The sequence below is a fragment of the Rhizobium sp. Root1220 genome (genome assembly GCF_001426265.1).
Taxonomy (GTDB): domain Bacteria; phylum Pseudomonadota; class Alphaproteobacteria; order Rhizobiales; family Rhizobiaceae; genus Rhizobium.
Window position 1 is genome coordinate 395,818 of the sequence record NZ_LMDG01000012.1, and the last position, 14,826, is coordinate 410,643.

Annotated in this window: 11 protein-coding genes; 6 read left to right on the forward strand and 5 right to left on the reverse strand. The window is 61.0% G+C overall.

What is annotated here, in order from left to right:
- Window positions 1-220 precede the first annotated feature (220 nt).
- From ASC90_RS11230 to ASC90_RS11245, 4 genes are all read left to right on the forward strand, one after another.
- Complete coding sequence (locus tag ASC90_RS11230; RefSeq protein WP_056539722.1) at window positions 221-715, forward strand: histidine phosphatase family protein; 495 nt, start codon at window positions 221-223, stop codon at window positions 713-715.
- A 75-nt stretch (window positions 716-790) separates the two neighbouring features.
- The gene (locus ASC90_RS11235; protein ID WP_056539725.1) at window positions 791-2,266 is read left to right on the forward strand and encodes a YcjX family protein; all 1,476 of its coding nucleotides are present in this window, start codon (window positions 791-793) and stop codon (window positions 2,264-2,266) included.
- On the forward strand, window positions 2,263-3,342 hold the full coding sequence (locus tag ASC90_RS11240) for a TIGR01620 family protein (protein WP_056539728.1): 1,080 nt from the start codon (window positions 2,263-2,265) through the stop codon (window positions 3,340-3,342). Before ASC90_RS11235 ends, ASC90_RS11240 begins: the two co-directional genes overlap by 4 nt.
- A gap of 208 nt (window positions 3,343-3,550) precedes the next feature.
- Complete coding sequence (locus tag ASC90_RS11245) at window positions 3,551-4,102, forward strand: hypothetical protein (protein ID WP_056539730.1); 552 nt, start codon at window positions 3,551-3,553, stop codon at window positions 4,100-4,102.
- A gap of 61 nt (window positions 4,103-4,163) precedes the next feature.
- Here the strand turns inward: ASC90_RS11245 and folK are convergent, their stop codons facing one another.
- From folK to folP, 3 genes are read right to left on the reverse strand one after another with little or no spacing between them, the layout of a single operon-like run.
- The gene (folK, locus tag ASC90_RS11250) at window positions 4,164-4,682 is read right to left on the reverse strand and encodes a 2-amino-4-hydroxy-6-hydroxymethyldihydropteridine diphosphokinase (RefSeq protein ID WP_056539732.1); all 519 of its coding nucleotides are present in this window, start codon (window positions 4,680-4,682) and stop codon (window positions 4,164-4,166) included.
- Window positions 4,675-5,043 (reverse strand): dihydroneopterin aldolase, encoded by a 369-nt coding sequence (gene folB, locus ASC90_RS11255; RefSeq protein WP_056539738.1) that lies wholly within the window; start codon window positions 5,041-5,043, stop codon window positions 4,675-4,677. The genes folK and folB overlap by 8 nt, the downstream gene beginning before the upstream one ends.
- Window positions 5,040-5,906, reverse strand: coding sequence for a dihydropteroate synthase (gene folP / locus ASC90_RS11260; RefSeq protein WP_244480361.1), 867 nt, complete (start codon window positions 5,904-5,906; stop codon window positions 5,040-5,042). Before folP ends, folB begins: the two co-directional genes overlap by 4 nt.
- A 98-nt stretch (window positions 5,907-6,004) precedes the next feature.
- Between folP and ASC90_RS11265 the strand changes: the two genes are divergently transcribed.
- The gene (locus ASC90_RS11265) at window positions 6,005-6,631 is read left to right on the forward strand and encodes a DUF922 domain-containing protein (protein WP_056539745.1); all 627 of its coding nucleotides are present in this window, start codon (window positions 6,005-6,007) and stop codon (window positions 6,629-6,631) included.
- A 289-nt stretch (window positions 6,632-6,920) separates the two neighbouring features.
- On the opposite strand, the gene ASC90_RS11270 is transcribed toward ASC90_RS11265, so the two are convergent.
- Both ASC90_RS11270 and ASC90_RS11275 read right to left on the reverse strand, forming a co-directional pair.
- On the reverse strand, window positions 6,921-7,241 hold the full coding sequence (locus tag ASC90_RS11270) for a 2Fe-2S iron-sulfur cluster-binding protein (protein ID WP_056539747.1): 321 nt from the start codon (window positions 7,239-7,241) through the stop codon (window positions 6,921-6,923).
- Window positions 7,242-7,448: 207 nt separating this feature from the next.
- The gene (locus tag ASC90_RS11275; protein WP_056539749.1) at window positions 7,449-7,817 is read right to left on the reverse strand and encodes an Hpt domain-containing protein; all 369 of its coding nucleotides are present in this window, start codon (window positions 7,815-7,817) and stop codon (window positions 7,449-7,451) included.
- A gap of 464 nt (window positions 7,818-8,281) precedes the next feature.
- On the opposite strand from ASC90_RS11275, the gene ASC90_RS11280 reads away from it, so the two are divergent.
- Window positions 8,282-14,800, forward strand: a complete 6,519-nt coding sequence (locus ASC90_RS11280) for a hypothetical protein (protein ID WP_056539750.1) — start codon at window positions 8,282-8,284, stop codon at window positions 14,798-14,800.
- The last annotated feature ends 26 nt before the right edge of the window (window positions 14,801-14,826 follow it).

A 14,826-nucleotide genomic window follows, 5' to 3' on the forward strand; every position in this document is an offset into this window, starting at 1 on the left:
AGGAGATTCAAGCCAAATACGCTAGGTAAACAGTTTTTTAAATCTGTCATATTTTTGAGCTAACAGACTAGTTTCTAATCACTATTCGATTCATGGCGTATTGCGCCCATGTTACGGGGCAGGCCGTGGGTGTCGGATTTGAGGGCATTGTCGGTCGTCACGGTTGACGCCGGGCCTACCCACCCGTTACTGAAAGGTCCTTTCGATCACGGATTTTTCGATGGCCGCAATCTCGCCTCCGCCTTCCCGGATCTATCTCCTGCGGCACGCGGACGCCGCCTGGGCCGGCCCCGGACAGCGAGACTTTGACCGCCCCTTGAATCAGAAGGGCTACGACGATGCAGAAATCATCGCCGACAGCGCAGCGGACAAGGGCTACCGGCCTGATCTGGTGCTGAGCTCGACCGCGGTGCGCTGCCGCGACACCGCAAACGCCGTTCGTCGCGCCATGGGCGAGACCGTCGATATGCGCTTCGTTGACGAACTCTACAACGCGTCACCCGACACCTACCTTGAAATCATCGATTCGCAGGATGTCGGTTCGGTCATGCTTGTTGGCCATAATCCGACCATGGAACAGACCCTGGAAGCGCTTATCGGGCATGAGGCAGTCTCACGCGCACTGCCGAACGGCTTCCCGACCGCCGGCCTTGCGATCATCGATTTTGACGGCCCTGCAAGGGGCTGGCGGCTCGTCGATTTCTTGATCGACTAAGCTCTTTTGCGGAAAGTCTTTTCGCCTCGCCTCCCGGTTCCTATATGGCTCTCATAACCCAACCGGAATCTTGCCTTGCCGCCCAGTTTGACATCCCTTACCGATGACGCGCGCATCGCCCTGGACAATCTTGCGGATAGGGCTTCCGGCCTCGTCAACCCGACGATACGGCTGGGCGTCACCGGCCTGTCCCGTTCGGGCAAGACGGTGTTTATCTCATCGCTGGTGCACAATCTGTTGCACGGCGGCCGCTTGCCCTTATTCGAACCCATGCAGTCAGGCCGCGTTTCCGCTGTGCGGCTGGAACAGCAGCCCGACGATGCCGTGCCACGCTTCCAGTACGAGGATCATATTCGCGACCTTGTGAAGCATCGCATATGGCCTGAATCGACGCGCGCCATTTCCGAGTTGCGCATTACCCTCGACTACCAGAGCGCCAGCGGCTGGAACCGCTTATTCTCGCCCGGACGGCTGTCGATCGACATTGTTGACTATCCGGGCGAATGGCTGCTCGACCTGCCGCTTCTCGGCAAGGATTTCCGCACCTTCAGCGAAGAGACGCTCGCGCTTGCCCGAACCGGCATTCGCGCGGAACTTTCCCGGCAGTGGTTATCTCTCACCAACTCCATTGACGTTGAGGCTCCTGCCGACGAAATGCGCGCTCGCGAACTTGCCACCGCCTTTGCCGAATACCTGAAGGCGTGCAAGGCCGATGATCGGTCGCTGTCGACCCTGCCGCCCGGTCGCTTTCTGCTCCCCGGAGATCTTGAAGGCTCGCCTGCCCTGACCTTCGCGCCTCTTTCCCTGTCGCTCGAAGGCAGATCGCACAAAGGCTCGCTCTGGGCGATGATGGAGCGCCGCTATGAGGCCTACAAGTCCGTCGTCGTGAAGCCGTTCTTCCGCGAACATTTCTCCCGCATCGACCGGCAAATCGTCCTAGTCGACGCACTGCAGGCCATCAATCGCGGCCCGGAAGCCGTGCAGGATCTCGAGCGCGCGCTGACCGACGTGCTGGCCTGCTTCCGGCCGGGAACGAACTCGCTGCTGTCTTCCCTTCTCGGTCGGCGGATCGATCGCGTCCTTGTGGCGGCCACCAAGGCCGACCATCTGCATCACGAAAGTCACGATCGGCTCGACACGCTCACGCGCCGTCTCGTCGACCGTGCCATACAGCGGATCGGCATGGCCGGCGCGGGCATTGACGTGATGGCGCTGGCTTCCGTGCGTGCGACGCGGGAGGCGACGGTCAAGCGCGATGGCCAGGAGTTGCCCGTTATCGTCGGCACACCGATGGAGGGCGAAACCATTGCCGGCGAGCGGTTTGATGGCATCAGGAAGACAGCGGTATTCCCGGGCGACCTGCCGCTGGACCCCGAAACGCTCTTCGAAAGCATCGAGTCGGGCAGTCACGAAGTCTCGCTGCCGGATGTGAGCGTGGTGCGCTTCCGCCCGCCACAGCTTGAAGAAACCGGTGGCGGCATCAAGCTATCCGTACCCCATATCCGGCTCGACCGCGCCATGCAGTTCCTGTTCGGAGACCGTCTCGCATGATCAAGCCTCCCTCTGAAGATCCGCCGTCCTCACGCCGCGCTCCCGTCGCCTTTGCCTACGAGGATGAAGCACCACAGACCGGCACGGACAGCAAATCGCCGCGCAAGCCCGGCAGCTTCGGCAATGACATTGTCCTGACTGCCGACGAGGATGATCCGTTTATCAATCCGGAGAAGGACATTCCGTCAATTCCGGTCGCCATTCCGCGAAAACGTGGCACATCCTTCGCAAAAATTGCGTTCGGCGCATTCGGTGTACTCTTCTCGCTGGCGTTCGGCCTCTGGACCGACAGCCTCATACGCAATCTCTTCTCCCGGGCGGACTGGCTGGGTTATTCCGCCCTTGCGGCGCTGGCGATCGGAGTTCTCGCGGTGATCGCAATCGCCGTGCGGGAAACGGCTGGCATGATGCGACTTGCGGCCGTGCAGACTATCAAGGCCGAAGCGGAGGCGGCCATTCTGGAGACCAGGCCAGCGAAAGCCCGCGCGCTCGTCAAGCACCTCGAAACGCTGCTCTCGGCTAAACCGGATACGGCCAAGGGCCGCGCGACGCTCAAGGCCGCCGAGAACGATATCATCGACGCGCCGCACCTCGTTGCACTCGCCGAACGCGAGTTGTTAGGGCCGCTCGATCGGCAGGCACGTGGCCTGATCGTCAACGCTTCGAAGCGGGTCTCCATCGTCACAGCTGTCAGCCCGCGGGCAATCGTGGATCTGCTCTATGTGCTCTATGAATCTGCCCGCCTTATCCGCGCGATGGCGGACCTCTATGGCGGTCGACCTGGCACGCTCGGGATGATGCGCCTCATGCGCGACGTTCTTGCCCACCTCGCCGTTACCGGCTCGATCGCGGTTGGCGATAGCGTTGTCCAGCAGGTTCTTGGCCATGGTCTGGCTTCGAAGCTTTCGGCCAGGCTCGGCGAAGGCGTTATCAACGGCCTGATGACCGCGCGGATAGGAATCGCAGCGATGGACCTTTGCCGCCCGCTCGCATTCCGCGCGCTGAAGCGCCCGGGAATCGGTGATTTCATCGGCGACCTGACACCGTCGATGACGCAGCGCGACAAGAACGCCTGACTTGGAGCGATTTCAAAGCCAAGACCAGCCTCGCAACAAAACGAAAATACTTGACGCGAATTCAAGGGACTAGGCTCGATTGCCCGAGGTCGCGACCGATCTCCTTCCCCCGAATTGCGGCCGATTAAGCCGGGCCAGAAACCAAGCGTTAACCATTTTTGGGCAAAACTTGGCATCAGTTAAGCGATGGTGTCGCCAAGGAAAATCAATGCATTCGCGCAAGTTTCTTCTTCTATTCGGCCTCGCGGTGGTTGCACTTCCCCCATTCGCCGCAATGGCTCCGTCTGCGACGGCCGCCACTCGCGACAAGGCTTTCTTTGAGTCGGTCGCAGGCAGCTGGAAAGGCCCCGGCGAGATCGTTGCCGGCAAGTACAAGGGCACGAAGTTCACCTGCAACCTAGTGGGCGAACCTGTCAACGGCAGTGGCGCCGGCATCAAGCTTGATGGCAGTTGCCGAGTCGGCGTCTTCAAACAGCCAATGACAGCGTTGATCACCCAGTCCGGCGGCAGCTACAAGGGCAAGTTTCTGGATGGTGCCGAAGGCAAGGGCCTCGACGTCGTTTCCGGTGCGGTAACACAGGATACCGTTGTCGTCGGTCTCAACCGTTCCAAGCTCAACGGCGCAATGATCGCCCGCGTGCGTGACGACAAGACCATGAATGTGACGATTTCGGTCAAGGTGGAAAACCAGATGATCCCGGTGATCGGATTGACCCTTGCCCGTCAGGTCGACGAGATAACGGTCGGGTCGGTCGAATAGAACGCCAGATTTCCCTGGCCACAATTTCCGGGCGGCGGATCATTTCGCCGCCTTCTTCTTTTCAGGCTGTCCGCCACCAATCCACGTTTTGGTCAGCGACCTCGATGCCTTGAATGTCCGCCCGAGACAGCCACTCACGAATCGTCCAGCCCTCGACCAGCAAATCGGCGGCAAAATCGGCAAGCGGCAACAGTACGAAGCCACGCCCGGTCATCCGGGGATGCGGCAGATCCAGCTTCGGCGCCTCCTGAACCAGATCGGCATACGTCAGAATGTCGATATCCAGCGTCCGCGGCCCCCACCGTTCGACCCGCTCCCGCTTCATGCCGCGTTCGATATCGAGACAGACGTCGAGAAGGGCTTCGGCAGCCAGTGTCGTCTCGACGCGAGCGCAGGCGTTGAAAAAATGCGACTGATCGGTCTTGCCCCAGGGCGGGGTCCTGAAGAGCCGCGAAACGGCGAGCACGCGACAGTCCTGGCGCTCGTCGAGCGCGCGCAGCCCCACCGCCATCGCATGAACCGGGTCGCCTATATTCCCGCCTAGGCCAAGTGTTGCTGTCTGGAAAACACGCTCAGGCAAAATGTTCGACACTCACTTGCACGAAATCCAGAACGCCGGGTACCGGCGCATTCGGCTTGCGTAGGTTGATCTTGGCGCGCCTGATTTGTGGAAACCTTCCACATAAGCCTCTCGCTATATCGAGCGCCAAAGCCTCGATCAGGTAGCGGCGCTTGCCCGTCACGATCTCCTCGATCACAGTAAAGGCTATGCCGTAGTTCACCGTGTCGTGAATCGAATCGCTTTCCAACGCATCGCCAGCCACAACGTCAAGTTCAGCATCGACGAAGAACCGCTGTCCCAGGAACTCCTCCTCGTCGTGGACGCCGTGACGTGCGAAGAACGCACAGTTCTGAAGCGTGATCGTGTAGGTGGTGCTCATGCCGTGTGTCTCCGCTGAAAGCCGTGGCGCGCCGCCAGCATAGCATCGGCGACAGCCAGTGCGTCCCTGTTGATTGCGACATCGTGTACTCGAAAAATCGCCGCTCCCTGAAGGCGCAGCAGCACGCTCGTTGCTGCCGTTCCCGCGTCGCGGTCGGCTGCTTCGCGGCCAGTGATTGCACCGACGAAGCGCTTGCGCGACGTGCCGGCGAGCAAAGGCAATTCCAGAGCGTGCAGTTCACTGAACCGCGCGATCAGATCCACGTTTTCCTGGGTGTCCTTGGCAAAGCCGAAGCCCGGATCGAGCACGATGCGCTCCCGGGCCACACCGGCCTCGAATGCAATCGCCAACGACCGCCCCAGGAACAGAAACTGGTCGTCGATGACGTCGGCAAGCTTCTCCCGGTCTCGGCCCGTGTGCATGATGCAGAGACCCGCACCGGTCTCGGCAGCGATCGCCGCGATCTCCGGCTCCCGCTGCAGTCCGTACACGTCGTTGACGACATGGGCTCCGGCGCTTACGGCAAGACGCGCCGTAGCGGCGCGGTAGGTGTCGATCGAAATCAGGGCATCGGTTTCGCCACGCAGCGCTTCGATCACCGGCAAAACACGCGCCTGCTCGTCCGAGGGACTGACGAAATCGGCCCCGGGGCGCGTCGATTCTCCACCGATATCGACGATGTCAGCGCCGTCGCTGACAGCCCGGAGGGCATAAGCGACAGCAGCGTCGACACTGTCGTAGCGTCCACCGTCAGAGAAGGAATCCGGTGTCACATTGACGATCGCCATGATGGCGGCGCGAGCACCGAGCTCGATCTCACGGCCATGTGCGACGCGCCAGAAACTGCTTCCACGCTGTGCCACGGCATTCATCCTGTCGATCGAAAAAAGCGCCTCACGATATTGCGCTGGCCGTGCCTATGCCCCAAGCTCCGCCAAACTTCAACATGAGTATTTGCATAATGCCTTCCGTACCGCGTTATATGCCCATCGTCTTTGCCTTTTCCATAGTCATGTCGACTTGCAATCCCGCGACTGCCGCTGTGGTTGCGACAAAGAGCTACTCCTACTTCACCATCAAGGGTAAGACGGCGGACGACCTCGACCTGCAACTGAGCACACGCGGTCCGACGGCGAACGGCTCGTCGGCACGCCATCCCGGAGCGACGAAGATCCGCTTTGGCGGCGAGGCGACCTACGTCCAGCACGACGGCCGGTGCAGCGTCGGCAGCGCGAAGGTTACAGTCCATACGCAGATCATCCTACCGCGCTGGAGCAGCCGCAAGGGTGCGAGCAAGCAGCTGTCGATGATATGGGATGCGCTTTCCAGTGATATCAAGCGTCATGAGGAACGCCACGCGGAGATCGCCAGAAACCAGGCGCGAGCAATGGAAAAGCAGATTCTCGCCCTGCCGCCACAACGCAGCTGTGAGCGCATGCAGCAACTGGTGAGCGATGTGTCGACCCGGGGAATCGAAGAGCATGACAGGCTTCAGGCCCGATTCGATCGAGTCGAAGCGGTGAATTTCCAGAACAGGATGATGCGCCTGCTGGACAACCGCCTCAAAATGTCAGGCGGAGAAAAATAGCTGATTCTCGGTCCAAAAGCGATCACGGAAGTTTAGCCGCGTAACAAATCTTGTGCGAAACGACAGTGTCCCCAGTGATTTACTGGTGATTTCTCGCCCTAGCTAAACCGAACACAACACGCTAATATTCAAACATTCGAAAGTTCAGGTTTCGTAAGCTAGAACTTTCGCTCCTGGGTTCTCCTGGCGCGTTGCGAAGCCGCGAACGATCCTCCCTCGTTCGTTGGTAATGCGCCTACCTAGCCTCGCTCGTCTTGCGGCCAGCGAGGCTTTTTTTGCCTAGTTGAAATCAAGCTTGGCGCTCGGGCACGTGAACGGTCAGGCCGTCGAGCGCGGCCTTCATCCTGATCTGACAGGAAAGGCGCGAGGTCGGGCGTACGTCGAAAGCGAAGTCGAGCATGTCTTCTTCCATTGCTTCCGGCGGACCGACACGCTCCGTCCACTCTTCGTCAACGTAGACGTGACAGGTCGCACAGGCGCAGGCGCCGCCACATTCAGCTTCGATGCCCGGCACAGAATTGCGCACGGCATTTTCCATAACGGTCGATCCCTGATCGACATCAAGATCGAAGCGCGTGCCGTCGAAGGCGACAATAGATAGTTTGGGCATCATGATTTCCGGTATTCGTCAACGGGAGGGTCTGGATTTTTCTTCCAACAATTCGGTGAAGCAGTCAACAACGACCGCCTGAGTCCTTCATCTCAGATTGAGAAGCGACATGCTTGTCAAAATGCGGCACGCGGAGCGCTACAAAAAGACCCGTTGCTTCGAAATGGAGCAACAGGTCTTTTCAAGACGGATTATCGCTGTTGGCGACTAGCGGCAGAGCTTGAGAATGAAATTCTCGGCTTCCAGCACCGCCATCCCGACCGCCGCCATGCTGGCGGCATCGCCGGAATTGCCTTCCAGCGTTTCCGCGGCCTCGCACACCCGAAAGGCGCCAACGGAACCGGCCGCGCCCTTTAGACGGTGGGCTGCTGCCGCCACGGTCTTCGCCTCGCCAGAGGCGATCTCGCTCAGGCATGCCCGTGCCTGCCGAGCAAACATCTGCAAAACCTCGATTTCCAGTGCTTTGTCGCCCATCGTCTGGTTTGCCAGATGCACCAGATCCACGGGGCGTTCCTGCGAAGGGCGAGGTCCCTTGCAATTGTCGGGCGCTGCGAACGCGATACTTACTGCTGCCATGTGCCAATTCTCCCGTCGTATATTCCCGCCGTTGTCTAGCCTTGCGGGCGCGCGGTGGCCATCGCGTTAAATTCGAGCACATTCAAGGCGGATTTCTCGAGATATGGTTAACGCACCGCAAACATCGCTAAGCCGTTGGTTTTCCGCGCATGCGCGATCTTCTATTGTGTTAACAATCCCTTAATGTCGAGGCATTTGAGCAACCCCGTTAATTGTCTAGCAGGCGCGGATGTGTCACTACGATACTGCTGGGCGAGCTTTCCGGCACCTGCCTTTGCTCGCCAAGTGGATAATGGTAATGTTTTGATACCGTCTGTATGAAAAAGCAGCTATCTACTCTGAAATGATATGCTTATCCGCCCTCGGAAACGTGGACGGAAGGGCTCAGAGGCAAAGGTTTGGTTCGGGCGAAGCGGGTCCGGATACATTGGTGAACCGGCTGAGATGTAACGAGGCGTAACGTAATGGCGAACAACAAGTACAACGAGTCGATCGAGGACAAAGCGTTCAAGGCATTGGACGAAGCGCTCCAGATTGACTTCGAAGAAGACGATACGCCGTCGCTTAACGGCAAAACGCCCGACGCCCCGGAGGCCAAAGTGTCCGAAACACCAAGTGCGCGCAATAAGCAGGGTCAGGACAAGGCGCGGCGACGGCCTGCAGCCAACACCCCTCGCCCGCCCGAGCCGACGTCGAGGGCACCAGCCTTTGCGGCCAACGACGGCAGCCGTATCACGCCGGCCTCGCTGCTGAAATCGCTCGAAAGCGGCACCAGCCGCTCGGCAATGCGCAACGCGACGATCGTCTCGCTCCTGTGGATCGTGGCTGGAATCGGTTTGATGGCCCTGCTTTATTCGCCACAGATCTGGCAGATCCGGACGACCGCCGACATTCTGGCTTTGCCTGGCTTGATCGCGGGCATCGTCGGCATCATCGTTCCTGTGCTGATGTTCTATGCATTTGCGATCATGATGTCGCGCGCCCAGGATATGCGAAACGCCGCACGCTCCATGGCTGAAGTCGCGCTTCGCTTGTCCGAGCCGGAGACGGTTGCTTCCGAACGCATCATGACGGTCGGCCAGGCCGTGCGCCGCGAAGTCTCAGCAATGAATGAAGGCATCGAGCGAACCATCGCCCGCGCCTCTGAACTGGAAACCCTCGTCCACTCCGAGGTAAACGCGCTCGAGCGTAGCTATGCCGACAACGAGCTACGGGTCCGTGGCCTTGTTCACGAACTCGGCTCCGAGCGCGAGGCGATCGTCAACCACGCTGAACGTATCCGCACGTCGATTACCGGTGTGCATGATCAATTGAAGGAAGACCTGTCTCTCGCCACCGAGGAGATCGCCGTTCGTCTTGCGACCTCAGGCGAAGCCTTTGCCTCCATGATAGACACCCGCGCCGCGGCTATCACTGAAAAGTCGGAATCCGCTATCCAGTCGCTCGGTTCGCTGCTCGCGGCAAAGACGGATTCATTGCTGCAGACGCTGACCTCGTCGGGCTTCTCGCTTGCCAACGAGTTCGATACCCGCCTGGAATCCCTCACCTCCAGCCTCAGTGAGCGCGGCGACCACATCCTCACCCAGTTCGAGACCCGCGCGTCCACGATGGACAGCAGCGCTGACAAGCTGAACGCCGCACTCAACGACCGCGCCCGCCAGCTGAACGAAATCCTCATCGCCCGCACCCGCGAGATCAGCGAAAGTCTGACGGGCGGCGAACGCAGCATCAGCGGCACCCTCGATGATGTGCTGTCGAAATTGAACAGTGCGCTTGACGAGAAGGGCTCATCCTTCCGTCACAGCCTGCAGTCTACCGTCGATGACACGATCATGGACCTCGACCTGCGCTCCGGCTTCTTCGACGAGAGACTGCATGCAACCGTCGCACAGCTCTCGACTTCCTTCGACGACCGCGTTGCCGAATTCACGAACGCATTCGACAAGCGCGCGGGATCGCTCGATTCCAAGCTCATGGAAAGCCTCAACCGCATAAACGACACGCTGACCGGTGGCTCGGACTCGCTGAACGGCATACTTAGTTCCAGCATAGAGCGCATTGGCTCGTCGCTGACAGACCAGTCCTTTGCGCTTGCAACCACGTTTGCTACCGGCCAGGAAGTGCTGGAAAGCTCACTGACGAGCAAGGTCGACGAGGTTACCGGCGTCATCCACACGCGCACCGCCGAAATGACCTCGGCCCTCAGCCATGCGACCTCGGAGATATCCCTCGCTCTCGCATCAGGAACGTCGGATCTGCACAACAATCTCTCCGCTCGCGCCACGGAATTCCGCGACACGCTGCTGACGACCACTTCCGACCTCAGCTCAGCCGTTTCCGCTGGCACCGAGCAGATCACCTCCGCCTTCGGTCGCGCTGACGATCTGAACACGATGATCTCCAAGCGCGCCGCCGACATTACCCAGGCCCTCGACTCCGCCCATGAGCGCATCGACGGCGTGATGGCAAATCGCGGCGACGCATTTACTGTCGCCCTCACCGATAGCCAGAATCGCTTCGAGAGCACGTTGGCCACCAGGTCCGAGGCGATCATAAATGCTGTCAGCGGCAGCCACGAGCGACTGGCGGAGACGCTCGACGACAAGGCAATGACACTGGCGATCTCTCTCGACGAGAGCCAGAACCGCTTTGAAGACACCCTCGGAAAGCGCGCGGAGGCAATCGCAAGCTCGATCGCTAGCGGCCATGAGCGACTGGCCGACACCCTCGATGAAAAGGCAATGTCGTTGGCGATAGCGCTCAATGAAAGCCAGAACCGCATAGGGGACACGCTCGACCAGCATGCCAGGGCGATCGCCGACTCGCTTGCGGGGGGGCATGAGAAACTGGCCGATACCCTCGATGAAAAGACGATGGCACTCGCCGTTTCGCTGAACGAGGGGCAAGCCCGGCTCGCGGATACGCTCGGCCACCACTCCGAGGCGATCGCAAAGTCGATCGTTGCCGGTCACGACACGATCACCGAGGCGCTCGACGACAGGTCGATGTCGCTTGCGATCTCTCTCAACGAGAGCGAAAACCGGCTCGCGGATACGCTCGGCCAGCACGCCGAGACTATCGCCAACTCACTGGCATCGGGCCACGACCGTATCAATGACGCGCTTGATGAGCGTGTCATGGCGCTGGCCGTGTCGCTGAATGAAGGGCACAGCCGGATCGAGGATACCCTGTCGCGGCGCGTCGACACCATCGCGCATTCGATCGCAACAGTTCACGACCGCCTGTCCGATACGCTGGACGAAAAGGCAATGGCTCTCGCCATCTCCTTCGGCGACAGCCAGAGCCGTTTCGACGACGCGCTCGAGGCGCGCACCAACGCGCTGCTGGATACCGTCGCGGGAGCCGAGGCGCGGGTCGCCGGCGCATTCACCGACAAGGCGGATGCCATCCGCAATGCCTACACAGAGAACCATGAGCGTCTCGAACGTTCGCTCTCCGATCACGCGTCCGCGCTGGCCGGAACGCTGACGGGCGGCGGCGATCGCATTGACGCTCTCACCGGCAATGCGGCATCGCGTATCGAGAGCAGCCTATCGGGCGCCCATCAGCGCCTCGAGGCGCTGCATGCCGATACTGCCGCACGCCTGGAGGGTGGGCTGGCAGCCGCGCACGACCGTTTCGAAGCGCTGACCGGGAACGCCACGACGCGCATTGAGGGTGGCCTGAATTCCGCCCACGAGCGTATCCGCGCAACCCTTGAGGACCGTGAACAGGCGATCAGCCTCTCCCTGAGCGACGCCCACAATCGCATCAGCGATACGCTTTCGGATCAGGCGACGACGATTGGCGCCTCGATCGCGACCAGCGTCGGCATGCTCGAAATGTCGCTCGAGGATCACGAAGTTTCGCTGCGCCAGGCGATCGACACCAGCGCCAAGGCGCTGGAAGATCGTTTGCGCGACAGCACCGGTCACATTGCCGGTCGCTTCCAGGACGCTGCCGGCGAGATTTCGCGCTCTGCCGAATCATTCTCGTCGCACCTCGATCAATCGATCGATGGCATGACAGGGCGTTTTGCCGAAACCGGTTCACGCGTCGAAGCGGGCTTGGCAACCCTCGAAAACCGCATCCGCGATGGTGTCGGAGGCGTTGCCGAGCAGGTTGATGCCGCTGGTAGCCGGCTTTCGACAACATTGTCAGATGGCATTTCGCGCTTTAGCGCGCTTGGCGGAGAGGCCACCGGTCGCATCGCGACCGTGCTTGATGACAGTGCGACCAAATTTGTCGACATAATCGACGCCCGCACCGCCAATCTCACCTCCGAGATCGACGATCGCACCTCGAGACTCACCACCGGCATCGACGCCCGAGCGACAAGCATCGGCGACGCGATGGATCGAGGCAGCGCCCACCTGGAAGAGCGCCTGTCGACGATGGATCGCGCCCTCACCTTCGGTCTCGACGCGGTAAACCGCACGATCGAAGGCAAGGCAGCGGGCCTTGCAACTTCCTTGCGCAGCGCGGTTGCCGAGGTCAGCGAGGGCATGGACGGGGAAGCAGCCCGCGCTGCGGAAAGTCTCAGCCGAACCGGCCAACAGTTCACTGAAGGCCTTGACGCCCGCAGCGCCGAATTCACGCGTACCATGGGTGAGCGTTCCGAGCAGATTGTCAGCCGCGTTTCCGAAGCCCAGAACCGCCTGGCCGGACAGGCGGCGGCTGTCGCGCAAACATTCTCCGAGGCCGGCAATGCGATCATCAACAAGGTTGCCGAAGCCGAAACGCTCGTCAGCGGCCAGGTTGGCGCCATATCCCGCGCACTCAGCGACGCCCAGGCGACTTTCGAGAGCCACGGCACGGACATCCGCACCACCATCACCGGCGCCAGCGAGGAGATCGCCTCGACCATGGCAGAGGTTGAGCGTGCGCTCGAAGCGCGCGGCAATGCGATCCGCTCCGGCCTGGAGGATCGCACCCGCGAGATCGACAGCACTTTGACCGACGTCGAGAAGGCTTTGGAAACGCGCGGAAACACGATCCGCGCGACACTCGACGAGCGCACGCGCGAGCTCAACTCGATGCTCTCCGGCCGTTCCGCCGAACTGACGCGCATACTCGACGAGACGGCGCAACCGTTGATCGATCGATATGCCGAAACCGGCAAGTCAGCGGCCGCGCGCATCGTCGCAGCAACCGAACAGAGCACCGAGCGCCTGAAGACCGAGAATGACGCACTGATCAACGCCATAGCAATGCGCACGGAAAGTGCGTCTTCGGCGGTCGACGCGATGGAGAACAGCCTGCTCGCCAACGTCAACAAGCTTATCGAGCGGTTGTCCGACAACGGCAACGCGATGGGTGCCATGATGAGCCGCGCCGCCGAAGACTTGACGGCCGTCGACAGCCGTCTTGGCGACACGACGTCGCGCTTCACCGAATCGGCCTCGAAAGCAGCGGAGATGGTTTCGGCCTCGACGCGCCTGCTCGAAGGCAAGGTCGATCGCCTGTCGGACATTTCCGGCCAGACGCTTGCGCAGGTGGGTGGCATCATCGGTCGCTTCGACGAACACTCCAAGGTGTTGGGTCAGGCCTCCAGCCTGCTCGCGGCGGCACAGTCGAACCTCGTCTCTACACTCGAGGATCGCGAAAGTGCGCTCCAAAACCTGTCTGTCGGGCTCGTTCAACGCTCGGAGGAAATAGAAAAGACCATGCGGTCGCTCGGCGGTATGGTCGAGTCCGCGTTCGATCGTGCCGAACAGCGCTCCAACCAGGTGAGTGGCAATCTTCGCGAGAGCGTGCAGTCCTCGTTCTCAGATATCGGCCGCGTCCTCTCCGAAACCGAGAAGCGTGCCCAGGAAGCTGCGGAGTCGATGCGCAGCGCGCTCACAAAGGCGGGCGAAGAAGCAAACGCGACGATCGAAGGTGCGTTCAGCAATGCCGAGCGGCGATCCGGCGAGCTTTCCACCCGGATGCGTGGCGGCCTGACGGCCTCTCTCTCGGATGTCGAGCGCATGCTTGGCGAAGCCGGCCGCGCGTCCGATGGAGCCGCCCAGCAGCTGCGCGAATCGCTTCGTGAGGCAGTTGACGAGGCGGTTAGCCGCTTCTCCGGCGCAACCGAGGAAATCCGGCGCTCCGCGGGCGATATCCGCAAGGAACTCGACATGACCCGCAGCGAACTGAAGCGCGGTGCCTTCGACCTTCCGGAAGAGGCCAAGGAAAGTGCTGCTGCGATGCGCCGCGCGGTTGCCGAGCAAATCAAGGCGCTGCAGGATATCTCGCATATCGTCGGCCGCTCCACGCAACAGCTGGAAATCTCCGAACCTGCCGCCCGCGCCCTGTCCGAGGTCCAGCCTGCCCCACGCCCAGCGCAACAGACGATTACTCAGCAAACGCAGCCCGCGACGCCGGCCGTTGCTCCGAGTGTTGTCGCCCCCTCGCCGGTCGAAAACCTTGGCCTGCGTGGTACTCTGACACCAACAACGCCGGCCACAGCCACGCAGCAGCGTGCGCCGGTCGCAGCGCCGACACCCACCTCTCCGACCTCCGGCGGCTGGATCAGCGATCTTCTCCGCGGCGCATCGCGTGACGAAGCTGCCGACGAAGCGCCCGCCCGCCAGCAAGCGCCGCGAGCGGAGGCACCGGCAACAGCTCCGCGAAGCAACGACAGCCGCAATCCGCGCCATGTCGTCGAATCGCTGAACTCCCTGTCCGTCGATATCGCCCGCGCGATCGATCATGACGCCTCCGTCGATTTGTGGCGCCGCTACCAGCGTGGCGAACGTGATGTCTTCACCCGCCGTCTCTACACCTTGAAGGGCCAGCAGACGTTTGACGAGATCCAGCGCAAGTACGAACGCGAGCCGGAATTCCGTACCGCAGTCGATCGCTACATAGCGGATTTCGAGAAGCTGCTGGCAGACGTGGCCCGCACCGACCGCGACAAGTCGATCACGCAGTCGTACCTGACCTCGGACACGGGCAAGGTCTACACGATGCTCGCACATGCGGCCGGTCGCCTGAAGTAAGCACGCGCGCGCAAGCCCTCAATCTG

Bases quoted from the DNA above. Each gene is read 5' to 3' on its own strand.
- ASC90_RS11230 (WP_056539722.1), top strand. From the start codon at position 221: ATGGCCGCAATCTCGCCTCCGCCTTCCCGGATCTATCTCCTGCGGCAC.
- ASC90_RS11240 (WP_056539728.1), top strand. From the start codon at position 2,263: ATGATCAAGCCTCCCTCTGAAGATCCGCCGTCCTCACGCCGCGCTCCC.
- ASC90_RS11245 (WP_056539730.1), top strand. From the start codon at position 3,551: ATGCATTCGCGCAAGTTTCTTCTTCTATTCGGCCTCGCGGTGGTTGCA.
- folB (WP_056539738.1), bottom strand. From the start codon at position 5,043: ATGAGCACCACCTACACGATCACGCTTCAGAACTGTGCGTTCTTCGCA.
- ASC90_RS11265 (WP_056539745.1), top strand. From the start codon at position 6,005: ATGCCTTCCGTACCGCGTTATATGCCCATCGTCTTTGCCTTTTCCATA.
- ASC90_RS11270 (WP_056539747.1), bottom strand. From the start codon at position 7,241: ATGCCCAAACTATCTATTGTCGCCTTCGACGGCACGCGCTTCGATCTT.
- ASC90_RS11275 (WP_056539749.1), bottom strand. From the start codon at position 7,817: ATGGCAGCAGTAAGTATCGCGTTCGCAGCGCCCGACAATTGCAAGGGA.
- ASC90_RS11280 (WP_056539750.1), top strand. From the start codon at position 8,282: ATGGCGAACAACAAGTACAACGAGTCGATCGAGGACAAAGCGTTCAAG.